This is a genomic window from Streptomyces tibetensis (genome assembly GCF_040647715.1).
Taxonomy (GTDB): Bacteria; Actinomycetota; Actinomycetes; order Streptomycetales; family Streptomycetaceae; genus Streptomyces; species Streptomyces tibetensis_A.
In genome coordinates, this window is sequence record NZ_JBEZCR010000010.1 from 209,656 (window position 1) to 234,727 (window position 25,072).

The 25,072-nt window shown below is 72.7% G+C and carries 19 protein-coding genes and 2 pseudogenes; 13 read left to right on the forward strand and 8 right to left on the reverse strand.

Annotated elements, in window-relative coordinates:
- Positions 1-551: 551 nt before the first annotated feature.
- From AB0B29_RS26435 to dctA, 4 genes are all read right to left on the reverse strand, one after another.
- Positions 552-1,634, reverse strand: coding sequence for a tartrate dehydrogenase (locus AB0B29_RS26435; protein WP_362243953.1), 1,083 nt, complete (start codon positions 1,632-1,634; stop codon positions 552-554).
- A gap of 113 nt (positions 1,635-1,747) precedes the next feature.
- Positions 1,748-2,659, reverse strand: a complete 912-nt coding sequence (locus AB0B29_RS26440) for a LysR family transcriptional regulator (RefSeq protein ID WP_362243954.1) — start codon at positions 2,657-2,659, stop codon at positions 1,748-1,750.
- Between the two features lie 24 nt (positions 2,660-2,683).
- Positions 2,684-3,856 (reverse strand): glycerate kinase, encoded by a 1,173-nt coding sequence (locus tag AB0B29_RS26445; RefSeq protein ID WP_362243955.1) that lies wholly within the window; start codon positions 3,854-3,856, stop codon positions 2,684-2,686.
- On the reverse strand, positions 3,856-5,304 hold the full coding sequence (gene dctA, locus AB0B29_RS26450) for a C4-dicarboxylate transporter DctA (RefSeq protein WP_362243956.1): 1,449 nt from the start codon (positions 5,302-5,304) through the stop codon (positions 3,856-3,858). Before dctA ends, AB0B29_RS26445 begins: the two co-directional genes overlap by 1 nt.
- Positions 5,305-5,621: 317 nt before the next feature.
- Here dctA and AB0B29_RS26455 point away from each other — a divergent pair, with 317 nt between their 5' ends.
- The 7 genes and pseudogenes from AB0B29_RS26455 to AB0B29_RS26485 form a co-directional block, all read left to right on the forward strand.
- Positions 5,622-6,320 (forward strand): FadR/GntR family transcriptional regulator, encoded by a 699-nt coding sequence (locus AB0B29_RS26455; protein ID WP_362243957.1) that lies wholly within the window; start codon positions 5,622-5,624, stop codon positions 6,318-6,320.
- Positions 6,321-6,384: 64 nt separating this feature from the next.
- Positions 6,385-7,833, forward strand: coding sequence for a four-carbon acid sugar kinase family protein (locus AB0B29_RS26460; protein ID WP_362243958.1), 1,449 nt, complete (start codon positions 6,385-6,387; stop codon positions 7,831-7,833).
- Positions 7,833-7,925 (forward strand): annotated as a pseudogene (locus AB0B29_RS26465) (class II fructose-bisphosphate aldolase); the annotation flags it as partial. The gene AB0B29_RS26460 and the pseudogene AB0B29_RS26465, both read left to right, overlap by 1 nt.
- Before the next feature lie 95 nt (positions 7,926-8,020).
- Entirely contained in the window at positions 8,021-8,233 is a 213-nt protein-coding gene (locus tag AB0B29_RS26470; protein ID WP_362243959.1) for a hypothetical protein, read from the forward strand.
- 202 nt (positions 8,234-8,435) lie between these two features.
- A complete protein-coding gene (locus tag AB0B29_RS26475) occupies positions 8,436-9,377 on the forward strand; it encodes an NAD(P)-dependent oxidoreductase (protein WP_362243960.1) in 942 nt (313 codons plus the stop codon).
- Positions 9,374-10,801, forward strand: a complete 1,428-nt coding sequence (locus tag AB0B29_RS26480) for a GntP family transporter (RefSeq protein ID WP_362243961.1) — start codon at positions 9,374-9,376, stop codon at positions 10,799-10,801. Before AB0B29_RS26475 ends, AB0B29_RS26480 begins: the two co-directional genes overlap by 4 nt.
- A gap of 280 nt (positions 10,802-11,081) precedes the next feature.
- Positions 11,082-11,271: pseudogene (locus tag AB0B29_RS26485) on the forward strand (histidine kinase); the annotation flags it as partial.
- A gap of 15 nt (positions 11,272-11,286) precedes the next feature.
- Here the strand turns inward: AB0B29_RS26485 and AB0B29_RS26490 are convergent.
- The gene (locus tag AB0B29_RS26490; protein ID WP_362243962.1) at positions 11,287-11,757 is read right to left on the reverse strand and encodes a PucR family transcriptional regulator; all 471 of its coding nucleotides are present in this window, start codon (positions 11,755-11,757) and stop codon (positions 11,287-11,289) included.
- On the opposite strand from AB0B29_RS26490, the gene AB0B29_RS26495 reads away from it, so the two are divergent.
- A complete protein-coding gene (locus AB0B29_RS26495) occupies positions 11,695-12,189 on the forward strand; it encodes an NAD(P)-dependent oxidoreductase (RefSeq protein ID WP_362243963.1) in 495 nt (164 codons plus the stop codon). The two genes, AB0B29_RS26490 and AB0B29_RS26495, sit on opposite strands and share 63 nt — an antisense overlap.
- Before the next feature lie 54 nt (positions 12,190-12,243).
- Here the strand turns inward: AB0B29_RS26495 and AB0B29_RS26500 are convergent, their stop codons facing one another.
- Complete coding sequence (locus AB0B29_RS26500) at positions 12,244-13,998, reverse strand: ABC transporter permease subunit (RefSeq protein ID WP_362243964.1); 1,755 nt, start codon at positions 13,996-13,998, stop codon at positions 12,244-12,246.
- A gap of 5 nt (positions 13,999-14,003) precedes the next feature.
- Positions 14,004-15,515 carry an ABC transporter substrate-binding protein gene (locus AB0B29_RS26505; RefSeq protein WP_362243965.1) on the reverse strand — a complete coding sequence of 504 codons (1,512 nt, stop codon included), beginning with the start codon at positions 15,513-15,515 and terminating at the stop codon, positions 14,004-14,006.
- A gap of 171 nt (positions 15,516-15,686) precedes the next feature.
- Between AB0B29_RS26505 and AB0B29_RS26510 the strand changes: the two genes are divergently transcribed.
- The 3 genes from AB0B29_RS26510 to AB0B29_RS26520 all read left to right on the forward strand — a co-directional run bounded on the left by AB0B29_RS26510 (position 15,687) and on the right by AB0B29_RS26520 (position 20,466).
- On the forward strand, positions 15,687-16,535 hold the full coding sequence (locus tag AB0B29_RS26510; RefSeq protein WP_362243966.1) for an oxygenase MpaB family protein: 849 nt from the start codon (positions 15,687-15,689) through the stop codon (positions 16,533-16,535).
- A gap of 61 nt (positions 16,536-16,596) precedes the next feature.
- A complete protein-coding gene (locus AB0B29_RS26515) occupies positions 16,597-18,828 on the forward strand; it encodes a serine/threonine-protein kinase (RefSeq protein WP_362243967.1) in 2,232 nt (743 codons plus the stop codon).
- Between the two features lie 60 nt (positions 18,829-18,888).
- The gene (locus AB0B29_RS26520; protein WP_362243968.1) at positions 18,889-20,466 is read left to right on the forward strand and encodes a phytoene desaturase family protein; all 1,578 of its coding nucleotides are present in this window, start codon (positions 18,889-18,891) and stop codon (positions 20,464-20,466) included.
- A 4-nt stretch (positions 20,467-20,470) separates the two neighbouring features.
- On the opposite strand, the gene AB0B29_RS26525 is transcribed toward AB0B29_RS26520, so the two are convergent.
- Positions 20,471-22,252 (reverse strand): serine hydrolase, encoded by a 1,782-nt coding sequence (locus tag AB0B29_RS26525; RefSeq protein ID WP_362243969.1) that lies wholly within the window; start codon positions 22,250-22,252, stop codon positions 20,471-20,473.
- A gap of 159 nt (positions 22,253-22,411) precedes the next feature.
- On the opposite strand from AB0B29_RS26525, the gene AB0B29_RS26530 reads away from it, so the two are divergent.
- Together AB0B29_RS26530 and AB0B29_RS26535 are read left to right on the forward strand one after the other, a co-directional pair.
- Positions 22,412-23,524 carry an NAD(P)H-dependent flavin oxidoreductase gene (locus tag AB0B29_RS26530; RefSeq protein WP_362243970.1) on the forward strand — a complete coding sequence of 371 codons (1,113 nt, stop codon included), beginning with the start codon at positions 22,412-22,414 and terminating at the stop codon, positions 23,522-23,524.
- Entirely contained in the window at positions 23,521-25,071 is a 1,551-nt protein-coding gene (locus AB0B29_RS26535; protein WP_362243971.1) for an acyl-CoA synthetase, read from the forward strand. Before AB0B29_RS26530 ends, AB0B29_RS26535 begins: the two co-directional genes overlap by 4 nt.
- The last annotated feature ends 1 nt before the right edge of the window (position 25,072 follow it).

Sequence of the window (25,072 nt, forward strand, 5' to 3'; positions counted from 1 at the left end):
GTCGAAGCGGGGATGAACGCTCCGGCCGTGGCGCCCCGCCTGTTTTTCCAGGCCCGTGTGGCTCCAAGCCCACCTGGCTGCGTCCGTCGAAGGCGGTCAAAGGCCGCAGAAGCGGCCAGAGCCCCGGTCGGGGCCGCTCGCCGGGGTGCGCAGCAGAACGGGAGGCGGACGCTGTCCGGCACGGCGATGCCGTGCCGGACGGTGCGCGGTGCGTGGTACCAGTCGACCGGCAGTCCCTGCGGGACCGACCCCCCTGGACGGAACTCCAGCTCTTCCGCCGGTGCCGGCGAGGCAGAGCCCCGGCAGCCTGCGCAGCAGCGTGGGAAGTGCGGCCTGCAGTTCCACGGAGGCGAGGTGCTGTCCGAGACGCTGGTGGATGCGGTAGCCGAGACGGCCGTCGTCGTGGGGCGAACAGGCGGCCGGGGCCGTTGCCGCCTTCGCAGGGTCTGGCGGGTTGCGTCGGCCGCGTCGCGTCCGCGGCTGCGGGCCTCGTCTTTCCCGCCATGGATCCCCCTCGGCGAACGGGGGGATGCCGTCCCTTCCCCCCGCCGTCAGGGGTTCAGCGCGTCGATCAGGGCCTTGGTGACGTCCTCGGTCGTGGCCGTGCCACCGACGTCGCGGGTGAGGACGCCGGCGGCGGTCGTGGCCTCGATGGCCTTGTGGAGGCGGGCCGCATGGTCGTGCAGGCCGAAGTGCTCCAGCATCAGCGCGGCGCTGCCGACCGCGCCGATCGGGTTGGCCAGGCCCTGGCCCGCGATGTCCGGGGCGGAGCCGTGGACCGGCTCGAACATGCTGGGGAAGCGGCGTTCGGGGTTGAGGTTGGCGCTGGCGGCGAGGCCCAGGCTGCCGGCGAGCGCGCTGCCGAGGTCGGAGAGGATGTCGGCGTTGAGGTTCGAAGCGACGACGACGGAGAGGTCCTCCGGCTTCAGCACGAACTTCGCCGACATCGCGTCGACCAGGACGCTCTCCGTCTCCACGTCCGGGTAGTCGAGTGCGACCCGCTTGAAGACGTCGTCCCACAGGACCATGCCGTACTGCTGGGCGTTGCTCTTCGTGACGGAGGAGACCTTCTTGTGGGCCCTGGTGCGGGCCAGGTCGAAGGCGAACCGCATGATCCGCTCGCAGCCCACCTCGGTGAACAGGGCCGACTGGACGGCGACTTCACCGCCCTGGCCACGGCCGGCGAGGTTGCGGCCGCCGAGTCCGGCGTACTCGCCCTCGCTGTTCTCGCGGACGACGACCCAGTCGAGGTCGGTGTCGTCGGCCTTGCGCAGCGGGCTCTGCACTCCGGGCAGGAAGTGCACGGGACGGACGTTGGCCCACTGGTCGAAGTTCTGGCAGATCCTCAGGCGCAGCCCCCAGAGGCTGATGTGGTCGGGTACGTTCGGCCAGCCGACGGCGCCGAAGTAGATGGCGTCGAAGTCCTTGAGCTGGTCGAGGCCGTCCTCGTCCATCATCTTCCCGGTGCGCTCGTAGTACTCGCAGCCCCAGCCGAACTCCTGCCACCGGAAGGCGAAGGCGCCGCCGGAGTCCTCGGCCAGGGCGTCGAGGACGGCACGTCCCGCGGCGACGACCTCCCTGCCCACGCCGTCTGCGGGAATGGCGGCGATACGGAAGGTGCGGGGTGCGGTCATGGGGGCCTCCGGCTCACTGTCGTGCGGTCTGTTTCGAGTCAACACACCGGTGCCGGGGCGCGTCCAAGACCTGCTTCCGATACGACCCATAGGCACACCCGATCGGTTGCGCGTCAGCTCTCCGGAGCGGCTCGCCGGGTCCGTCGGACGGCCAGTGACCTGGTGAGGGTGAGGAAGGCGCGGGCCGCGGGGGTGAGGTGTGCGGGCAGGCTGACCATCGCCACGTGCAGGTGCGCCGTGGGTTCGATGGGGGCGACGACGGCACCGCAGCGGCGCGCCAGCCGGGTCCAGGAGGACGGCAGGACGGCGACGCCCACCCCGGTCAGGACGAGCGGCAGGATCGAGGTGCGGTGGTCGACGACCGTCACGATCTCCGTGCCGGTGCCGCCCGCGGTGACGTCGTCGACGATGCTGCGCATGAGGCTGCCGGCGCGGGAGGCGATGAGTTTCTGCCCTGCCAGGTCCTCGGGCCGGATCGTGACGTCGTCCTCGATCGCCCCGCCGGGCGCGGCGACGACCACGAACGGCTGGTCCTCGATGTGCAGGACGTCGAGCCCGGAAGGGTCGACGGGGATCGCCGAGCCCAGCAGGCCCAGTTCGCAGGCCCCCGTACGGACCAGGGACACGACCTCGTCGGGGGTGAAGGCGGCCTGGGTGCTCACCGTCACGGACGGGTGCAGCTCGGCGAACCGGTGGATGAGGGTCGTCAGCGGCTCGATGCCGGGCGAGGGCATCGTGGCCACCTCGACCGTGCCGCCGCGCAACCCGGCGAGCGCGGCGGCAGTGTCGCGTACGGCTGCCAGGTCCCGCAGGACGCGGCGGCTGGGCTCCAGCAGTTCCGTGCCCGCCTCGCTGAGGACGACACCGCGCCCCACTCGGTGGAAGAGGGCCACCCCGAGGTCGGCCTCCAGGTTCGCCATGGCCTGCGACAGCGACGGCTGGGCCACGTGGAGCGCGGCGGCGGCCTTGCTGAAGCCGCCGTGCTCGACGATTGCCAGGAAGTACTCCAGCTGCCGGGCGTCCACGGTGCCTCCGCCGGTTGATCTGTCCTAGGGCAGGGCCAACTTATCCGCCGGGGCCGCTTCGTCCGCGCGCCCGCCGATCCAGCGTTCGGCGAGCGTCCGTCCGCAGTTCGAGAGGAGCCGCGCGGACAACGCGTTGTCGTTCGCGCAGTCCTGGTCGGTCAGCTCCGTCAGCGTCTGGACGGAGCTGAAGTGGGCGGCGGCGCGTTCGGCGGGCAGGGTGCAGCGGCCGGCGACGGCGTGCACCGCGACGCCCTGCCGTCGGGCCCGTCGGGCGAGCGCGACGGGCAGCTTGCCCGAGAGGGACTGCTCGTCGAGGCTCCCTTCACCGGTGACGACGAAGTCGCTCGCGGCGAGCAGCGCGTCGGCGCCCAGCAGGGTGAGGAAGTAGTCGGCCCCCGAGCGCATCCGTCCGCCCAGCAGCAGTCCGGCGTAGCCGAGCCCACCGGCCGCCCCGGCCCCGGCGGAGCGGGCGAGGCGGGACGCGTCCGGGACACCGGCGGCTTGAAGTCGTCCTACGAAGGTGCCGAGGGCCGCGTCCAGTGTGCGCACGTCGTGCTCGGTGGCTCCCTTCTGGGGGCCGTAGACGGCGGCGGTGCCGGTCGGTCCGAGCAGCGGGTTGTCCACATCGGTGGCGAGGACCAGGTCGACCCCGGCCAGCGCGGTACGGGCCGCGGTGAGGTCGGCCGTGTGGAGGTCGGCGAGTCCCTGGCCGCCGGGGCCGATCGGGGTGCCGTCCGCGCGGGTCAGCACAGCGCCGAGGGACTGGAGCAGGCCCGCGCCGCCGTCGGTGGTGGCGACCCCGCCGAGGGCGAGGACGATGGTGCCGGCCCCGGCTGCCAGGGCGTACTGGACGGCCTGACCGATGCCTCGGCTGGTGGCGGTCAGCGGTGCAGGGCAGCCGTCCGGCAGGACGCCGAGGCCGCAGACGGCCGCGGCTTCGACGAGGACGGTACGGCCGTCGACCGCCACAAGCGCCGTCACGGGCTGCCCGGTGGGGCCGGTGACGGTGGCCGTCTCAGCGTGGAAGCGGCCCGCGCAGGCGGCAGCGACGCTGCCCTCTCCTCCGTCGGCCAGGGCGAGTCGGGTGACGCGGGCGTGCGGGGCGGCTTCGCACAGCCCGCGCTCCAGCGCGCGGGCCACGGCGTCGGCGGTGAGCGACCCCTTGAACTTGTCCGGAGCGATCAGGACGGAGGCCATCAGGGGGACACCTCGGCGGTCTGAGGAGCGGGGTGTGCGACGACAGGACCGTGCTTTTCGAGCTCGACCTGGGCTCCGGCCGGAGTACCGCTCTTCGCTTCGGTCTCGACTTCGGCCTCGGTGGTCAGCGGAGGCTCTCCCACCTTCCCGGCCAGCACCAGCCGGGCCCGCTCCAGGTCCAAGCCGTGCTCCCACTTGGCGACGAACAAGGTGGCGACGGCGTTGCCGAAGAAGTTCACCAGGGCCCTGCACTCCGACATGAACTTGTCGATGCCGAAGATGAGCATGATGCCCGCCGCCGGGACCGAGCCGACCGTCGACAACGTCGCGGTGAGCGCGATGAACCCGCCGCCCGCGACACCCGCCGCTCCCTTCGACGTCAGCAACATGACAGCCAGCAGCCCGAGTTGCCGGCCGAGGGAGAGGGACGTGTCGGTGGCCTGGGCGATGTAGAGGGTGGCCAGCGAGAGGTAGATCGCCGCACCGTCGAGGTTGAAGCTGTAGCCGGTCGGCACCACCAGCCCGACCGTGGACCGCTCCGCGCCCATGAACTGCAGTTTGCGCATCAGTCCGGGCAGCGCGGGCTCGGCGGTCGAGGTGCCGAGGATCAGCCAGAACTCCTCCTTGAAGTAGCGGAAGAGCTGGAAGATGTTCAGCCGCACGTACAGGGCGAGCACCCCGCCGAGCACCACCACGACGAACAGGGCCGAGGTGACGTAGAAGAGGACGATCAGTGACCCGAGGCTGGTCAGCGTGGACAGTCCGAACTTCCCGATGGCGTACGACATCGCACCGAAGGCGCCCAGCGGAGCGGCCTTCATGACGAAGGACAGGACCTTGAAGACGACCTCGGTCAGCCGCCCCACGGTCGCGATGATCGGCTCGCCCGACTTCCCCACCATCTTCAGCGCCATGCCGAAGATCACGGCCAGGAAGATCACCTGGAGGATGTCGCCCTCGACGAACGGGCCGAAGAAACTGTTCGGCACGAGGTCGGTGAGGAACTCCCACCAGTGCTGGTGCTCGCCCTGCTCGATGTACTGGCTCGCGTCACCGGACGTCTGAAGCGTCGACGGGTCGGCGTGCACGCCGTCACCGAGCCGGAAGATGTTGATCGCCACCAGGCCCGTCAGCAGAGCGACGATCGTGCCGGCCTGGAAGTAGGTCAGCGCCTTGATGCCGGTGCGGCCGACCTTCTTCAGATCCGCGACGCCGGCGATGCCGCCGATGATCGTCAGGAAGACGATCGGGCCGATCAGCATCTTCATCGCGGTGATGAACGTCGTGCCGATCGGCTCCATGTCCGTGGCCAGATCCGGCCACTTCCAGCCCAGCACGATGCCGATCACGATCGCCACCAGCACCTGGACGTACAACTGCCGGTACCACGGCTTCGCCGCGATGTGCGCGGCTTGCTCGGCTCGCTCGTTGCCCGGGGTATGCGTCATTGCAGCCTCCCTGATCGCGCGACACCGAGCCCGATCGGTACGCGCCAGCTCTGGGCCACAGTGAACCGGCCGCACATCAGGGGGTCCACGACCAAAAAACGATGCCCCGTATAGGCGCAGCCTATGTGTTGCCGTCCCGAGTCGGCTGTCCATGGCCCCCACGGGCATCCCCGAACGGCCGTGCTCACATCGCTTCCGGCCGAGGTATTGACGAGCCCTACCTCCGGTGTCATCGTGTCGGGCACGTGGACATCAGATGTCTGACGTCAGATGTGATCATCAACGGATCGAACGGATCGAACGGAGAGGTTCCTTTCATGTCACTCTCCGATGACCTCGCCGAGCAGCTGCTCACCGCGATCATCGACGGCCAGTACCCGCCGGACTCCGCCCTCCCGCCCGAGGGAGAACTCTCGGAGCAGAGCGGGGTCAGCCGCCTGACCGTGCGCGAGGCGGTCAAGCAACTGCGCGCGCAGAACGTCGTCCGGGTGGTGCGTGGCCGGGGCACCTACGTCAACCCGCCGGACCGGTGGACGGCGCTGGAGCCGGTGGTGCGTGCGGCCTCGCGGACCGCGAGCGGCGCCCTGTCCGAGCGGCTGATCGAGGCGCGCCGGCTCATCGAGAACGGTGCCTGTGAGCTGGCCGCCTCCCGCCGCACCGAGGAGGACCTGGAGGAGCTGCGCCAGCACCTGGCGGTCATGCGCCAGGCCGCCGATGCGGGCGACACCGAGCAGTTCGTGCAGGCCGACATCGACTTCCACGACACGGTGATGCGGGCGACGGGCAACCTGTTCGTTCCCTTGCTCTTCGAGCCGTTCGGGCCCCTGCTCGTCGGGGGGCGCCGGGAGACCTCGGCCGTCCCGGCGATCCGTACGAACGCCATCGCGCACCACGAGGCGGTGCTCGCCGCACTGGAGTCCGGCAGCCCCGAGGCCGCCCGGGACGCCATGAACGGCCACATGAACCAGACCGCAGACGACCTGCGCACCCATGTGATCAAGCGCGACCTCGACTGACGTCCCCAGCTCCCGCCAACCCTGCTGCTCCCCTCAACTCCCCGTCAGAAACCAGGAATTCGTCATGTCCCTACCCCTCCATGCCCAGACGGGCCCCGTTCCCGAGGCAGCGGTGCTGGACGGGCTCCCTCCAGTCCGCGTCGTGAACGCCGCCGAGGTGGCCGAGCGCATAGCCGGCGGCCGCCGTCTCGTCGTCCTCGACGACGATCCCACCGGCACCCAGACGGTCGCCGACGTGCCCGTCCTGACGTCCTGGACGGTGGAGGACCTGCGCTGGGCGCTGCGCCAGGACAGCGCCGTCTTCTTCGTCCTCACCAACACCCGCAGCCTGTCCCCTGAGGACGCGGCCGCCCGCAACCGCGAGGTGGTCCGCGCCCTGCACCAGGCCGCGGAGGCCGAGGACACCGGTTACGTCCTGGCCAGCCGCGGCGACTCCACCCTGCGCGGCCACTTCCCGCTGGAGACGGACGTCCTGGCCCAGGAGCTGACCGAGCTGGGCGCCGGCGCTCCGGACGGGGTGGTACTGGTGCCCGCCTACATCGAGGCGGGCCGGCTGACCGTCGGCTCCCGCCACTGGATGCGCACGGCCGAGGGACTGCTGCCGGTAGGGGAGAGCGAATTCGCCCGCGACGCCACCTTCGGCTACCGCAGCTCCTCGCTGCCCGAGTGGGTCGAGGAGAAAACGGACGGGCGGGTGGCCGCGGGTGAGGTTCTGCGCATCACCCTCGACGATCTGCGCGGCGGGGGCCCGGCGCACACCGCGCGGATGCTCAGCTCCCTGCACGGCGGGCGTACGGCCGTCGTCGACGCGGTCTGCGACGACGATCTGCGTGTGCTGGCCCTCGCCCTCGCTGAGGCGGAGGCGAAGGGCAGGCGGCTGCTGTACCGGGTCGGGCCGTCCTTCGTCAGGGCCCGCGCCGGACAGGCCGGGCGGGAACCGCTCACCCCGGCCGAACTGCGCCCGCTGCGCGGGGACGCACCGCACGGGCTGATCGCCGTAGGCTCCCATGTCTCCCTGACGACTAGGCAGTTGGATCGGCTGCGGGAACGCGGAGGGATCGCCGAGTACGAACTCGACGTCGCCCTCCTGCTCGACGAGGAGTGGCGTGACGCCCACGTCGCCGAGGTAGCGGCCGCGGCCGCCGGCGCGCTGGACACGGCCGACGCCGTGATCCGCACCTCTCGCGTGCTGGTGACGGGCGCGGACGCGGATGACAGTCTGGCGATCTCCCGCCGGGTCTCCGCCGCGCTCGTTCAGGCCGTGCGCCAGGTCAACGCCACCCGGCGGCCCGCCTTCGTCGTCGCCAAGGGCGGCATCACCTCCAGCGACACCGCCACCCACGGTCTGCAGATTCGACGTGCCTGGGCCCGGGGCACGCTGCTGCCGGGCATCGTCTCCCTTTGGGAGCCGGTGGACGGCCCCGCCGCCGGCGTCCCCTACATCGTCTTCGCCGGGAACGTCGGCGGCCCCGACGCCCTCGCCGACGCCCTCGACCTGCTTCGGAGCGACTGATGCTGCTGCACGGAACCGACGCCCTGAAGCAGGCCGCGGCCACCGGTCAGGCCCTGCCGGGGTTCGTCGCCTACAACCTGGAGACGGTCCAGGGCATCACGGCCGCAGCCGAGGAAGCCGGACGGCCGGTCATCATCCAGGCGGGCTCCAGCCCCTTTACGGCGCCAGCGGTCTGCCCGTCGACGAGTTGCACGGTGCCCTCGCCCGAGGCGTCGCCAAGGTCAACGTCAACGCCGAACTGCGCCGCGCCTACCTGGAAGCCGTCCGCGCGAGCTTGCCGTCCGCGCTGCCCGGCTCCGACGTCGTCTCCGTGTGGGCGGCGGGCCGCGACGCGGTCCGGGACGCCGCCCTGGAGGTCATCGGCCGCCTGAGCCCCCGCGCCGAGGGAGCACACGCGTGACCTCAGCGCGGCTCCGCTGACGACGAACCGCACCACCGCGCCGTACGGCACGAGACCGTCGTACGACCGCGCGCCGCATCGCCTCACCTCGCGCGCCGCATCCCACCACTCTCGTGCGCCGCGCCTTCTCGCTGCCGGAGGCTTCCCCATCCCCGGCGGCCGCCCCGCTCCGCTCTCCCCGTCTCTCTCAAGGAGGACGAAGATGTCTTCGCACCCCCGTCCCCGCACGGCCGTGGTCGGCCTGGGCGCCATGGGCCTTCCCATGGCGCGCCGCCTGGCCGGCGAACTGCCCGTGTCCGTCTACGACATCGCCGCCGACCGGCGCGCCGCGCTGGCGGCCGAGGGCGCCCGTGACGCCGCCTCCCCCGCCGAGGCCGCCCGTGACGCCGACGTCCTCGTGCTCGCCGTACGCGACCAGGCGCAGGTCGAAGGCGCGCTGTTCGGTGTGCACGGCGCCGCCGAAGCCCTGCGCCCGGGCGCGGTCGTGATCCTCACCAGCACGGTCGGCCCCGAGGCGGCACGCTCCACCGCCCAGCGCCTCGCCGAGCGCGGTGTGCTGACCGTGGACGCGCCGGTCAGCGGCGGCCCGGTGCGAGCCGGCGACGGCGATCTGCTGATCGTCGTCGGCGCCGAGGACGCCGCGCTGAAGACGGCCCGGCCGGTCCTCGGCCTGCTCGCCTCCACCCTCACGGTCGTCGGCCCGCGCCCGGGCGACGGCCAGGCCATGAAGGCCGTCAACCAGCTGCTGGCCGGCGTGCACATCGCGGCCGCCGCGGAAGCGATCGCGCTCGCCCGTGAGCTCGGGCTCGACCCGGGCACGGTCGTGGACACCCTCAAGCACGGCGCCGCCGGCTCCTTCATGTTCGCCGACCGAGGGCCGCGCATGGTCCAGACGTACGAGCAGGGACCCGAGCCCGAGGTCAAGTCGCGGCTCGACATCTTCGTCAAGGACATGGGCATCGTCACCGGCATCGCCAAGGACGCCCACGTCCCGGTGCCGTTGGCCGCCGCGGCCGAACAGCTCTACCTGCTCGGCGAGCGCGCCGGGCTCGCCGCCCGCGACGACTCCAGTCTCGTCACCGTCCTGTCGCCCAAGTCGTCGGACATATCCGCAGAGACAGCCATGGGAGGAGAGGGACGATGAGCCACGCCGCCCTGCTCACCATCGCGGTCGCCGGTGTGGCGACCCTGCTCCTGCTCATCCTCAGAGCCAAGGTCCAGCCGTTCGTCGCCCTCATGGTCGTCAGCGTCGGCGTCGCGCTCGCCGCGGGAGTGCCCGCCGCCGACCTGGTGAAGACCATCGAGGACGGCATGGGGGCCACCCTCGGCCACATCGCCACCATCATCGCCCTCGGCGCGATGATCGGCCGGATCATCGAACTCTCCGGTGGCGCCCACGCGTTCGCCCATTCCCTCATCGAGAGGTTCGGCTCCCGCCGCACCCCGCTCGCCCTGACCGTCGCCGGGTTCGTCCTCGGCATCCCGGTCTTCTTCGAGGTCGGCCTGATCATCCTGATGCCGATCGCGTACGGCGTCGCCCGCGCCGCGCGCAAACCGCTGCTGGTCTACGCGCTGCCGATGGCCGCCGCGATGCTCACCGTGCACGCCTTCCTGCCGCCGCACCCCGGCGCCGTCGCCGTCGCCGGGGCCATCGGCGCGAGCCAGGGCCTGATGCTGCTGCTGGGCCTCCCCGTCACGGCGGTCGTCGCCCTGCTCGGCTACCTCGTCTCCCGTCGCCTCACCCGCCGCGAGTACCCGATGGACCCGTCGGTGTACGCCGAGGTGTACGGCGAGCCGAAGGCAGGGACCAAGGGGGGCAGTGCGCCGGCTCCCGTTGAGGGCGGTCACGCCACCGCCGTACTGACCAAGCCCGCGTCCTCGCAGACCGACGTCCGCCCGCCGTCCTTCGGCATGGTCCTGGCGCTGATCGTCACCCCGATCCTGCTGATCCTCCTCGGCACGATCGGCCAGAACGCGCTCGCCGGGGGCTCCACCCTGCGCGCCGTGCTGACCGTCCTCGGTGCCCCGATGGTGGCCTTGCTCATCGACGTCGCCCTGTGCGGCTGGTTCCTGGGCGCCCGCCGCGGCTGGAACCGCTCGCACATCGCCGACGTCATGGGCTCCGCGCTGCCGCCCGTCGCGATGGTGATCCTGGTGGCCGGGGCGGGCGGTGTCTTCGGCAAGGTCCTGGTCGCCAGCGGCATCGGCGACGCGATCGCCGACGTCCTGGACAGCACCGGCCTGCCCGTACTGCTGCTGGCGTTCCTGACGTCCCTCGCCCTGCGCGCCGCTCAGGGGTCGGCGACCGTGGCCCTCATCACGACCGCCGGCATCCTCACCCCGCTGCTGCACCGCGCAGACCTGTCGACGGGGCAGCTGTCGCTGGTCGCCCTGGCGATGGGTGCGGGCGCCCTGGCGCTGTCCCACATCAACGACGCCGGGTTCTGGATGTTCACCAAGCTGGCCGGTCTCGACGTGGCGGCGGGCCTGCGCACCTGGACGGTCCTGACGACCGTCATGGGCTGCGCGGGCTTCGTCCTCACCGCCGCGCTGTGGCCGCTGGTCTGACACCACGCCACACGCGGATCCGCCCGCCCGAGCCCCCGACCGGCCCGGGCGGGCGGCTGTCCGCGCCGGGGCTGCTTCTTCGCGCCCTCGTAACCGGTGACCTCGGCGATCCAGGCCACGAAGTCGGGCAGGTCGACGTCGGCGCCGTGACCCTGCAGACACTTGGCATCAATGCAGGTCGTGAACGTGGCCCGGTGCCGACCATCGATCCCGGTCACACGGGACCGGCGTGCGAGCGGGGCCCGCTCCGTTCGGTCGTGCGCCGCAAGCCCGCCGGCCGGGCACCCGGGACCGGGTGCACAGCCTGCTCGAAGCGGTGCTGTCGGTCGGGCGGGAGCCATAACTTCAACAGGTGCTCGGGCGCCTCGTAGCGGCGGCAGTGGCGCTCGCGGACACCGGATACGGGCGCTCGGCGTCGTCGGCGACGACCGCGTGCTCTCCGGTTCCACACCGGCGGCGTCACTGACGAGCTGTCGGCGTGCCCGTCAGCTGCCCGGTACAGCACCTGCGCCCGCGTCCAGGACGAGCACCGCCACGTGCAGGGACGTGCGCTGCAGGCCTGATTCCAGGTCGCAGCCCAGGAGTCGTTCGATGGTGTGGAGGCGCTGGTAGTAGGCCTGCCGCGACATGCCGGCCAGCTTCGCCGCGACCGACTTGTTCCCGGCGGCCGTCAGATAGGCCCGCAGCGCGGGCAGCAGGTCGCCGCCGTTGCGGTCGTCGTGCTCGATGAGGCGGGTCAGCTGCCGTTCCGCGTACCGCTGGAGACGGGTGTCCGCGCGCAGGACGCCGAGGAGTTCCGGAAGCTCCACATCGGCGGGCACGTAGAACCACCGCTCCGGGTACGCCGGCGTGATGGCCTGGGCCGTCTGCTCGGTCTGCTGCGCGGGGCCGGAATGCGTGTGTGCGGCGCGGGCCGCAGGGCCCGCACGGCGGATCCCGTCTTCGGTACGGTCCACGGTGCGTCGACCCTGCACTCCGCCCTGGCGGAGGCGGACTACGTGGTCCTGGCCGCGCCCCTCACCCAGGACACCCGGGGCATGGTCGACGCCCCCGTGCTCGCCGCCATGAAGCCGGGGGCGCGGCTGATCAACGTGGGCCGGGGCGGACTCGCCGACGAGGAGGCGCTGGTCGGCCACCTCGCCGCCGGACGGCTCGCCGGCGCGGCCCTGGACGTGTTCGCCCAGGAACCGCTGCCTGCCGAGTCGCCCCTGTGGGACATGCCCGGCGTGATGAGCTCCCCGCACACGGCGGGCGAGACCATGAGCGAGCGGGAGGCGCTCGTCGAGGTGTTCCTCGACAACCTCACCCGGCACATCGAGGGCCGCCCCCTGCGCAACGTCGTGGACAAGCGGCGCGGATACGTGAACGACGAGACGTACCCCGTCTGAAGGGTGAGCGGCACGTGTCCCGGCCGGTGACCCCGCACCCGGCCGGGACACGTCCTAGTCGCCCTTCCCCCGCCCCAGCACGCTGCCCGTCACCGCGAGTACGGACAGCACCACCAGCGCGCCGGCCGGGCCGAGGACGGTCCAGGGGGCCAGTTCGGCGTACGGCTGGTTCTCCGAGAGGAGGCGGCCCCACTCGGGGGTGGGCGGCTGTTCGCCCAGGCCGAGGAAGCCCAGGGAGGCCAGGACCAGCACGGTCGTGGGAAGCCGGAGCAGGGCGTTGCGCAGGAGGGCCGGGACCACCGAGGGCAGCAGGTGCCGGCGCAGGAGGTGCAGCCGTCCGGCGCCGAGCGCGACGGAGGCGGCGATGTGCCCGCTCGCGCGTTCCTGTTCCAGCAGGGCCGCGGTCTGGGCGGCGTACGGGCTCCATCCGACCAGGCAGACCGCGCAGGCGGCGCCCCACACGGACGGTCCGGTCACGCCCGCGATCAGCAGACCCGCGAGAACGGCGGGCAGGGTGGAGACGACCTCGGTGGGGCCCGCGCTCGCCCTCGGTGCCATGCCCACCAGCAGCCCGGTGACGGCGCTGACCGCCGTCACGACGAGGGCGACCCAGGCCGTGCGCAGCGCCCCGTGGCCGAGGCGGGCCAGGAGGTCACGGCCCAGCGCGTCCGTGCCCAAGGGGTGTTCGCCGGACGGCGACAGCAGCCGTGCCGCCGTGTCGACCTGGAGCGGGTCGCGCAGGAGGCCCGCCGTCACCAGGGCGAGCAGGAGCAGTGCGCAGGCCGCGGTGAGCCGGCGCAGGGAGCGCGGCACCGTGAGCGGGGGCCGGTGCAGGGCGGGCAGGGCGCCGTCCCGCAGGGGCCGCCCGAGGAGCGCGTGGCGCAGGGCCCGGATCAGGACGCCCGCGGTGACGCCGAGCAGGGCCAGCGCCAGGGTCGCCGTCTGCAGCACCGGGAGGTCCTGCGCGACGGCCGAGTCCAGGGCGAGCCGGCCGAGCCCGGGGATGTTGAAGATCTTCTCCACGGCGACCGCGCCGCCGACCAGGGCCACGACGGTCGGCAGCAGCTGTGGCAACAGGCCGGGCAGGGTGCGCCGCAGCGCGCCCCGGCCGATATGACCGGACGGCAGCCCGGCGGCGTAGGCCGTGCGCGCCCAGGGCTCGTGGAAGGCGGCAGGCAGCGCCTGGTCGAGCATGCCGCCGAGCATCGCGCCCGACGGGATGCCCAGGGCGAGCGCGGGCAGCACCATCGACTGCGGGCCCTCCCACCCGCTGGACGGGAACCACCCCCACCACACCCCGCACACGGTGGCCAGCACCGAGGCGAGCAGGAACTTGGGCAGCGACGCGAGGACGGCGGCCGTGGTGCCCGCGCGGTCCTGCCGCAGTCGGCGCCGGGACCCGAGGAACACCGTGCGGGCAACCACCAGTCCGGCGACCAGCACCGTGACCGCGAACGCGCCCAGCATCAGTGTCAGGGAGACCGACAGGGCCGTCCCCACCTGCGGCATGACCGATTCCCCGGAGACCCATGAGACGCCGGCGTCGCCGCGCGGCAGGCCGCCCAGCCAGCGCGCGAGATGGACCCAGGGCCCCTCGTCCAGACCCAACTGGTCGCGCACGGCCGAGAGTTCCGCCCGTGTGGGGTTCTGGTCGGCGGACCGTGCGCGCAGCACCGTACGGGCCGGGTCGGCGCCGGACAGCCAGGGGAGCAGGGCCACCGCGCCGAGCAGGGCGGTACCGGCGAGCACACGGCCGGCCGCCGCCGTCCAGAGGGACGAGCGGGCGGCAGGGCTGTGCGTGAGGCTCATGCGGGTTACTTCAGGCGGGTGTCGGCGTCGATCAGGGACCGCTCGCGCGGGTCGAGGATCACGCCCTCGACGTCGTCCGCGATGCCCTGCACGGCCTGCTCGTGGACCAGCGGCACGACCGCGTCGGTGCGCAGGATCTCCGCCTCCGCCCGCATGATCTTCTCCTGGCGGCTCTCGGTGTCCCGTTCCGCGGCGGCGGCCCGGATGGCCCTGTCCACCGCTGCGTTCTTCAGACCGGCGATGTTGTAGACGCCCTCGCTGGTGAAGTCGCTGGCGAGGTAGTCGACCGCGTCACCGGTGTCGAGGAGGGTCACCCGCGAGAAGACCAGGGCGTCGTACTTCCCCGCGAGGAGGTCGCCCTCCATCTGCGTGTACTCGCGCACGTCCTGCTTCACGGTGAACCCGGCCTTCTCCAGCTGCTGCTGGAGCACGGTCGCCGCCTCGGGCAGCTCGGCCCGGTTGGTGTAGGTGGCCAGCCGCAGCGTCCTGCCCTTGGTGCCGGTCCTCACCTCGGCGGCGGTCGCGGCCTCGGTACGGCCCGTCACCTCGACGCGCTTGCCGGCCGCCCAGGGGACGGCCGGCCCGAACAGGCCCTGTGCGGGGTCGGCGTAGCCGCCGAAGACGGAGTCGACCAGCGCGGAGCCGTCGACGGCCTTTCGGGCGGCCGCTCGCAGACCGCTGTCGGCGAACAGGCCGCTGCGGGTGTTGAGGATCAGGCTGTCGGTGCGCACCGAGGGGACCTCGTGCCGGGTCTGCTTGTCGAGCAGTTTCGCCTGGGCGGTGGGGATCCACTCGGCGATGTCGGTCTCGCCGCCGCGCAGGGCGTTGGCACGGGCGGTCCCGTCCGCGATCCAGCTGACGTCGATGCCGGGCGCCTTTGCCTTGCCGCCCCAGTAACCGTCGAAGCGGTCGAGCGTGGCCCTGGTCTTGCCGTTCAGCCGGGTGATCTCGAACGGACCGGTGCCGGTGCCGACGGGACTGACGGCGCCGTCCTTCGCGTACGCCTTCGCCGACAGGATCGCCAGCGCGGGACTGGCCAGCCGCAGCGGCAGCACCGGGTCGGGCGACGTGGTGGTGAGGGTGACGGTGCCGGGGTCATCGGCCTTGGCGGTCAGAGACACGTCGCTCAGGACACGGGGCTTGGGCTTGGCCGCGCCGGCGTGGTCGAGTGCGTTGACGACGGCCTGTGCGGTGAGCGCGGTGCCGTCCTGGAACCGGGCCTTGCGCAGCGTGAAGGTCCAGGTGGTGTCGTCGTCCTGCTTCCAGGAGGTCGCCAGTGCGGGCTTGGCCGTGCCGTTCTTGTCGAGTGCGGTGAGACCCTCGGCGACGGACAGCTTGCTCAGCACGGTGGCGTCGTTGCTGTAGGGGGACAGCGCCTGCACCGGCGGCACGGCCAGCGCGACCCGCAGCCGCCCTCCCGGACCCGCGCCGGTGCCGCTCTCGCCGGGCGCGAAGCAGCCGGCCAGCAGGGGAGTCAGAGCGAGCGCCGCTATGAAGCCGCGGGAGGTGGTGCGCATGTCGGATCCTGTCGTGCGGGAGATCGGCGGCGTCAGCTTATAAGGGGAGGCTTACCAAACTCCTACCGGGTAGGTGAAAGGTAAACGACCGGACTGCCGTGGTGTGAACGAAAGCCTCTCGACCCGCTGTTCGACCTGTGTCATCGTGTCCGCCGGGCGGAGGTGAGGCGCATGACCGGCGCGGACCCGGGGCTGTTCGGTCCGGAATCGGTGACCTGGCAGCTCCACAGCGACCCCGTGATGTGGATCGCGGGCGTCCGGGCGCTCTACCTCCAGGCCCTGCATCCACGCGCGGTCCGCGGGGTCATGCAGAACTCCGACTTCCGGCAGGATGCCTGGGGCCGCCTGATGCGCACCGCCGCCTTCGTCGGCACGACCACGTACGGCACCACCGAGGCCGCCGAGCGCGCCGGCGCCCGGGTCCGGAAGATCCACCGCATGCTGAGCGCCACCGATCCGGACACCGGCGAGCGCTACGGCGTCGACGAACCCGCCCTGCTGAGGTGGGTGCACTGTGCGGAGATCGACTCGTATCTGCACGTCGCACGCCGGTCCGGCTTCCGGCTCACGGACACCGAGGCCGACCGCTACATCGCCGAACACCGGCAGAGCGCACGTCTGGTGGGCCTCGACCCCGACGCCGTACCGGGGGACCGGGCCGAGCTGGCCGCGTACTTCGAGAAGGTGCGCCCGGACCTCGCCGCGGGACCCGAGGCACGCGAGGTGGACGACTTCCTGCTCCGCCCACCGACCCACCCGCTCCTCGTACCGGCGCGCGAGGTGCTGTGGCGGCGCGTGGCACACCTGGCGTACGCCTCCCTGCCGCCGTACGCCCACGAGTTGTACGGCAGGCCGGGCCCCGACCCGGCAACCGCCACCCGTCAACTGCGCCTCGCCGGCCTCCTGCTGCGCCGCGTTCCCGCACGTGTGCGGTGGCAACTCCCGCCCAAACACATTCTTCGGGCCGTGGCGAGGCTCGGTCCCGACGCGCGTCCGGCACCGTACAAACTCGGACGATAGGCCGCCATACTGGGTGGGAAGAGGGGCGGGCGGACAGCTACCGGGGGGAGCGTCGCGCGAGATGGGGGACAACAGGCTCATCCAGGGCCGGTACCGGCTGCTCGATCTGATCGGGCGCGGCGGCATGGGCGAGGTGTGGCGGGCCCGGGACGAGTCCCTGGGCCGGCACGTCGCCGTCAAGTGCCTCAAACCGCTGGGCCCGAACCACGACCACGCGTTCACCCGCGTCCTGCGGGAGCGGTTCCGCCGCGAGGCCCGGGTGGCCGCCGCACTGCAGCACCGGGGCATCACCGTCGTGCACGACTTCGGCGAGTCCGACGGTGTCCTCCACCTCGTGATGGAGCTGCTGGAAGGCCGCAACCTCAGCCAGCTCCTGGAGGACAACAAGCAGCACCCGCTGCCCGTCGCGGACGTCGAGGAGATCGCCGAGCAGGTCGCCGCCGCCCTCGCCTACTGCCACGAACAGGGCATCGTCCACCGGGACCTGAAGCCCGCGAACATCGTGCGGCTCGGCGACGGCACCGTGAAGATCTGCGACTTCGGCATAGCCCGCCTCGGCCACGACATCGGCTTCACCTCCCGGCTGACCGGCACCGGCATCGCCATGGGCACCCCGCACTACATGTCCCCGGAGCAGATCGGCGGCACCGAGGTCGACCAGCGCAGCGACCTGTACTCGTTCGGGTGCGTGCTGTACGAGATCGCCACCGGCGTTCCTCCGTTCGACCTCGGCGACGCCTGGGCGATCCTCGTCGGCCACCGCGACACCCCGCCCCGCCCGCCGCGCGAGCACCGGCCCGAGCTGCCCGAGTACCTGGAGCAGATCATCCTCGAGCTGCTCGCCAAGGAACCCGCCCAGCGTCCCGACGACGCCCGCGAGCTGGCCCGCCGGATCAGCGCCCACCGGGCCGCGCCGGTGTACGCACCCGCCGGCGCGGTGGCCCGCCCGGCTCCGGGCGGGGCGGCGGGCGCGCCCCGGCTGCCGTCCTGGACGCGCGGCATGACCACCGGCCACAAGGCGACCGGCACGGGACTGCGCACCACCCCACCGGACCCGGCGGCCGGACTGTCCGGCGAGTGGATCGCACGGCCGGCCACCGGACCCGTCGTCGCCGAACCCGTCGCCGCGCAGCGACCCACCCCGTCCACGGAGGTCCTGACCGCCCTGGCCGGCCGGCACAACGCGGGACTGAGCCTCGGCCGGCTCGGCCGCTGGACGGAGGCGGGCGAGGTGCACCGGGCCGTCGCCGCCGAACGCGAGCACCTCCTCGGCCCCGACCATCCCGACACCCTCTCCAGCCGGTACGAGGTCGCCTTCACCCTCAGCCGCACCGGCCGTGCCGCGGACGCCCTGCGCGAGTACAAGCACGTCGCCGGGGCCAGGATCCGCACCCTCGGCGCCGATCACCCCGACACCCTGGCCGCCCGCCAGGAGATGGCCTACGTCCTCGGCCAGCTCGGCCGCCCCTTCGACGCCCACCGTGTCTACACCTCGGTGCTCACCGCCCGCGAGCAGCTCATGGGCCCCGACCACCCCGACACCCTGCGCTGCCGCCACAACCTCGCCTTCAACCTCAGCCGTCTCGGCCGCCTGGAGGACGCGTACCGCATGGCCCGCGAGGTGGCCGCCGCCCGCGCCCGCGTGCTCGGCCCGGACCACCCCGACACCCTCGTCACCCGCTACGAAGTCGCCTACACACTGGGCCAGCTGGGCCGCTGGACCGAGGCCCTGGAGACCTACCGCGACGTCGCCGAGGCCCGTGGCCGGGCCCTCGGCCCCGACCATCCCGACACGCTCGCCGCCCGGCACGAGATCGGCATCAGCCTGGGCCGCCTCGGCCGCGGCGCGGAAGCCCTGGACCTCTACCGCGGCCTGGTCGCGGACCGCACCCGCAGCCAGGGCCCTACTCACCCCGAGACGCTGCGCGCCCGCCACGGCCGCTGCGTCAACCTCGGCCGGCTCGGCCGCTGGGAGGAGGCCCTCACCGAATCCCGTGACGTGGCCGTCCTGCGCGAACAGGTCCTGGGCCCGGACCACCCGGACACCCTGGTCAGTCGCCGCGAGGTCGCCGTCGGCCTCGGCTGGCTGGGCCGCTGGGCCGACGCGCTCACCGAGTACCGGCGCGTGGCCGGCGCCCGTGAGCGCGTCCTCGGCGCCGACCACCCCGACACCCTCGCCAGCCGCAACGACGAGGCCCACTGCCTCGAACAGCTCGGCCGCAGCGCCGAGGCCATGGCCCTGTACCGAAGAGTGGCGGCCCTGCGCGAACAGCGGGCCGCGGCCGGACGCTGACCCGGCAGAGCGGGCAGGCGCCGTCTGGCCGACCAGGATCACCCCGTGTTACCAAGAACCATGACCGCACCCGAGGGACCCCGCGCACACCGGACCTACGACGCCGTCATCGTCGGCGGCGGCCACAACGGCCTGGTCGCCGCCGCCTACCTGGCCCGGGCCGGGCGCTCGGTGCTGGTCCTGGAGCGGCTGGACCACACGGGCGGCGCGGCGGTGTCCACCCGCCCCTTCGCAGGGGTCGACGCCCGGCTGTCCCGCTACTCCTACCTGGTCAGCCTGCTGCCGAAGAAGATCGTCCGGGACCTCGGACTGGACTTCCGGGTCCGCACCCGCACCGTCTCCTCCTACACACCCGCCGAACGCGACGGCCGGCCCACCGGACTCCTCGTCGGCGGCGGCGAGCGGCGCACCCGGGAGGCGTTCGCCCGGCTCACCGGCTCCGACCGCGAGTACCGGGCCTGGCAGGAGTTCTACGGCAGGACCGGCCGCGCCGCCCAGCGGATCTTCCCGACCCTCACGGAGCCGCTGCCCGCACGCGACGAGCTGCGCCGCCGCCTCGACGACGAGGGGACCTGGCGGATGTTGTTCGAGGAGCCGATCGGGGCCGCCGTGGAGGAGCACTTCCACGACGACCTGGTGCGCGGTGTGGTCCTCACCGACGCCCTCATCGGCACCTTCGCCGACGCCCACGACCCCTCCCTGAAGCAGAACCGCTGCTTCCTCTACCACGTGATCGGCGGCGGCACCGGAGACTGGGACGTACCGGTCGGCGGCATGGGGGCGCTCACCGACGCCCTCGCCGACGCGGCCCGCGCGGCCGGAGCCGTCCTCGCCACCGGCCACGAGGCACTGCGCATCGCCACGGACGGCCGAACCGCCGAGGTCACGTACCGCACGGCCGACGGCGAAGGCACCGTCGCAGCCCGGCACGTCCTGGTGAACGCCTCACCACGCGCCCTCGCCGAACTGACCGGCGACACGCCCCCGGGCCCCGCCGAAGGCGCACAGCTGAAGGTGAACATGCTGCTGAAGCGGCTGCCGCGGCTGCGCGACAACGCCGTCGACCCGCGCGAGGCCTTCGCCGGCACCTTCCACATCGCCGAGGGCTACGAACAACTGGCCACCGCCCACGCCCAGGCCGCCGCCGGACACCTGCCAGCCGCTCCGCCCTCCGAGATCTACTGCCACTCGCTCACCGACCCGACCATCCTCGGCCCCGGCCTGGCCGAGCAGGGCTACCAGACGCTCACCCTCTTCGGCCTGCACACCCCGGCCCGCCTGTTCGGGCGGGACAACGACGCCGTCCGCGAGGACCTGCTGAAGTCCACCCTCGCCCAGCTCGACGCCCACCTGGCAGAACCTCTCGCCGACTGCCTGGCCACCGACGCGGACGGACGCCCGTGCATCGAGGCCAGGACCCCGCTCGACCTGGAGCGGGACCTCGGGCTGCCCGGCGGCAACATCTTCCACCGCGAGCTGAGCTGGCCCTACGCCCAGGACGGCACCGGCCGCTGGGGCGTGGAGACCGGCCACGCGAACGTGCTGCTCTGCGGGGCGGGAGCGGTGCGCGGGGGCGGGGTCAGCGGGGTGCCGGGGCACAACGCCGCCATGGCGGTGCTGGAGAACACCCCCCAGTGACGCCTCAGTCGGCCTCGCGCGTCCACCCCACCGCCGTCAGGCGCGCCGCGTCCGCCGGGTGCCGCTCGTCGAACAGGACGTCCCCGGCGGCCTCCGCACGCAGCCCGTCCACGTAACAGCCGCGCCCCACGTACAGCCGGTCCGTCGCGTACCGCCAGCGCAGGGTGAGCTCCCGCGCGGCCGGGAGGTCGGCGGTGAGCCGGTGCCAGACACGGCCGGACCAGCCGGCGACCGAGCCCGACGGGTGCCGCTCGGGACTCTGACCGCGGCGGGACGTGGTGAAGGGCACGGGCTGCCAGCTCGTGCCGCCGTCGGCGGAGGCCTCCAGGACCAGCACGTCGGCTGCCGGCTCGGTGTCCCACCACAGCGCGCAGCGCAGCCGCGCCCGGCCGGCGGACGTGTCGAGCGCGGGCAGCGCGAGCGTCGCCGTCGTGGAGAGGGCCATCCCGGAGAACCAGGCCGTGCGGCCCCGGGCCGGCCGGACCGGCACGGCCCGCGCCATGTGGTTCGCCGCCGCGACCCTGGGCGCCGACCCGGAACGCCAACTGCGCACCGGATGGACCGAGTTGCCGAGGACGATCAGGAACGAGTCGGTCGTCGGGTCCAGTACCAGCGAGGTGCCCGTGAAACCGGTGTGGCCGGCGGTGCGCGGTGTGGCCATCGCGCCCATGTACCAGTGCTGGTAGAGCTCGAAGCCGAGGCCGTGCTCGTCCCCGGGGAAGGCGGTGTTGAAGTCGGTGAACATCAGCTCCACCGACTCCGGCCGCAGGATCCGGGCCCGCCCGTAGACACCGCCGTTGAGCAGCGTGCGGCCGAGGACCGCGAGGTCCCAGGCGTCGGAGAACACGCCCGCATGGCCGGCGACGCCGCCGAGACCGAAGGCGTTCTCGTCGTGCACCTCGCCCCACACCAGGCCCCGGTCGAGTCCGGACCACGGTGCGCGCGCGTCCTCCGTGGCCGCGATCTTCGGCCGCCACGACGCGGGCGGGTTGTAGCGGGTGCGGCGCATGCCGAGCGGCCCGGTGATCTCGTCGCGCAGGAGGGTGTCCAGGGTGCGGCCCGTGATCCGTTCCAGCACGAGCTGCAGCGAGATGAGGTTCAGGTCCGAGTACAGGTACGCCGTGCCCGGCGCGCTGACCGGCTTCTCGTTCCAGATGAGCTGGAGCTTCTCCTCGTGGGTCGGCGCGCTGTACAGGGGGATCCAGGCGCGAAACCCCGAGGTGTGCGTGAGGAGCTGACGGATGGTGATGTCCTGTTTGCCCGCGCGCGCGAAGTCGGGCAGGTACGAGGCGACCGTCGCCTCCAGCTCCAGTGTGCCCCGCTCGATCTGCTGCACGGCGAGGATCGAGGTGAACAGCTTCGACACCGACGCCAGGTCGAAGACGGTGTCCTCGGCCATGGGGATCTGCTCGCCGGGCGGGAACTCGACGCCCGTGTCGGTCTTCTCGTCGTAGGCGCGGTAGCGGACCGCCATGCCGATGGGCCGGTGCAGTGCGACGGTGCCGCCGCGTCCGGCGAGCAGGACGGCGCCCGCGTACCAGGGGTGCTCGGGGGAGGGGCCGAGGAACGCCTCCGCGTCGGTGACGAGCCGGCGCAGATGGGAGGGGAGCAGCCCGGCGCGGACGGCGGAGCCGTGCCGCAGGGTGGGACGGCGGCCGGCGCCCGCCGGGGCGGCCTCGGCGGGTCCCGCGGGCAGCGGGGCGAGGGCGAGCGCACCACCCAGGGCCAGACCAGCTCTGGCCAGTTGACGCCGGGTCGGTTCGCCGTTCGCCGCTTCGTCGGTCACCGCGTACCCCTTCGCCTCTGCCGACTCGCATGTCCCATGCAGTATGTCCGCCGCCCACCTCTGCCCATAGACCGCACGCAGGGGCCAACCGGGTTTCGAATCTGACGGAGCATCAGAAAAGCCCTTCCGTCCTCCGGAGGACTCCGGCATCCTGCGCCCATGCAGACGGAGCTGAGCCAGACCCTGGGAATCGAGCACGCCGTCTTCGGCTTCACGCCGTTCCCCGCCGTCGCCGCGGCCATCAGCCGGGCCGGCGGCTTCGGCGTGCTCGGCGCGGTCCGCTACACCGCCCCCGACGAACTCCAACGCGACCTGGACTGGATCGAGGCGCACGTCGACGGCAGGCCGTACGGGCTGGACGTCGTGATGCCGGCGAAGAAGGTCGAGGGCGTGACGGAAGCCGATGTCGAGGCGATGATCCCCGAAGGCCACCGGCAGTTCGTCCGGGACACCCTCGCCAAGCACGGCGTGCCCGAACTCGCCGAGGGCGAGGCGTCCGGCTGGCGCATCACCGGCTGGATGGAGCAGGTCGCCCGCAGCCAGCTGGACGTCGCCTTCGACTACCCGATCCGGCTCCTCGCCAACGCCCTCGGCTCCCCGCCCCCCGACGTCATCGCCCGCGCCCGCGACCAGGGCGTGCTCGTCGCCGCACTCGCCGGCAGCGCCCGGCACGCCGAGAAGCACCGGGACGCCGGGATCGACATCGTCGTGGCGCAGGGCTACGAGGCGGGCGGGCACACCGGCGAGATCGCCTCCATGGTGCTCACCCCGGAGGTCGTCGACGCCGTCGCCCCGCTGCCCGTCCTGGCCGCCGGTGGCATCGGCAGCGGACGGCAGGTCGCCGCCGCCCTCGCCCTCGGGGCCCAGGGCGTGTGGCTGGGCTCCCTGTGGCTGACCACCACCGAAGCGGACCTGCACTCGCCCGCCCTGACCCGCAAGCTCCTCGCGGCCGGCTCCGGCGACACCGTCCGCTCCCGTGCGCTGACCGGCAAGCCCGCCCGCCAGCTGCGCACCGAGTGGACCGACGCCTGGGACGACCCGGCCGGACCCGGCACCCTGCCCATGCCACTGCAGGGACTGCTGGTCGCCGAGGCCGTCTCACGCATCCAGAAGTACGAGGTCGACCCGCTGCTCGGCACCCCGGTCGGCCAGATCGTCGGCCGGATGAACAGCGAACGCAGCGTGCAGGCGGTCTTCGACGACCTCACCCGCGGCTTCGAGCAGGCCGTGGACCGCGTCAACCGCATCGCCGGAAGGAGCGGACAGTCGTGAGCACACCCCCCGTGGGCTTCTGGGCCCAGGCCACCGAGAATCCCGGCCGCACGGTACTCGTCGCGCCCGACGGCGAGGAGTGGACGGCCGGACGCCTGCACGCCGCCGCGAACCGGCTCGTGCACGGCCTGCGCGCGGCCGGACTGGAACGCGGTGACACCTTCGCGGTGGTCCTGCCCAACGGCGTCGAGTTCCTCACCGCCTATCTCGCCGCCAGCCAGGCCGGGTTCTACCTCGTCCCCGTCAACCACCACCTCGTCGGACCGGAGATCGCCTGGATCATCTCCGACTCCGGCGCCAAGGTGCTCCTCGCCCACGAGCGCTTCGCCGAGGCGGCCCGCCACGCCGCCGACGAGGCCGGCCTGCCGGACACCCACCGGTACGCCGCGGGCACGGTCGAGGGCTTCCGCCCGTACGCCGAACTCCTCGACGGACAACCCGATTCGGCGCCCGCCGACCGCACGCTCGGCTGGGTCATGAACTACACCTCGGGCACCACCGGCCGTCCCCGGGGCATCCGCCGCCCGCTGCCCGGCAAACCCCCGGAGGAGGCCTACCTCGGCGGTTTCCTCGGCATCTTCGGCATCCGGCCGTTCGACGACAACGTGCACCTGGTGTGCTCACCGCTCTACCACACGGCGGTCCTGCAGTTCGCCGGAGCGTCCCTGCACATCGGCCACCGGCTGGTCCTCATGGACAAGTGGACACCCCAGGAGATGCTCCGGCTCATCCACGCCCACCGCTGCACCCACACCCACATGGTGCCGACCCAGTTCCACCGCCTGCTGGCCCTGCCCGGCGAGGTGAAGGGCCGTTACGACGTCTCCTCCATGCGGCACGCCATCCACGGGGCCGCCCCCTGCCCGGACCACGTGAAGCGGGCCATGCTCGACTGGTGGGGCCCCTGTGTGGAGGAGTACTACGCGGCCAGTGAGGGCGGCGGCGCCTTCGCCACCGCCGAGGACTGGCTGAAGAAGCCCGGCACCGTCGGCAAGGCCTGGCCCATCAGCGAGCTCGCGATCTTCGACGACGACGGCAACCGGCTGCCACCCGGTGAACTCGGCACCGTCTACATGAAGATGACCACCGGCGGCTTCTCGTACCACAAGGACGAGGCCAAGACCCGCAAGAACCGCATCGGCGACTTCTTCACCGTCGGCGACCTGGGCCACCTGGACGAGGACGGCTACCTCTTCCTGCGCGACCGCAAGATCGACCTGATCATCTCCGGCGGGGTCAACATCTACCCGGCCGAGATCGAGTCGGCCCTGCTCGCCCACCCCGCCGTCGCGGATGCCGCCGTCTTCGGCATCCCCCACGACGACTGGGGCGAGGAGGTCAAGGCGGTCGTGGAACCGGCCCCCGGACACCGGCCCGGGCCCGCCCTCGCGGCCGACCTCCTCGACCACTGCGCCCACCGGCTCGCCGGGTACAAGCGGCCCAGGAGCATCGACTTCATCACCGAGATGCCCCGCGACCCCAACGGCAAGCTGTACAAGCGGCGGCTGCGGGAGCCCTACTGGGAGGGCCGGACGCGACCGGTGTGAG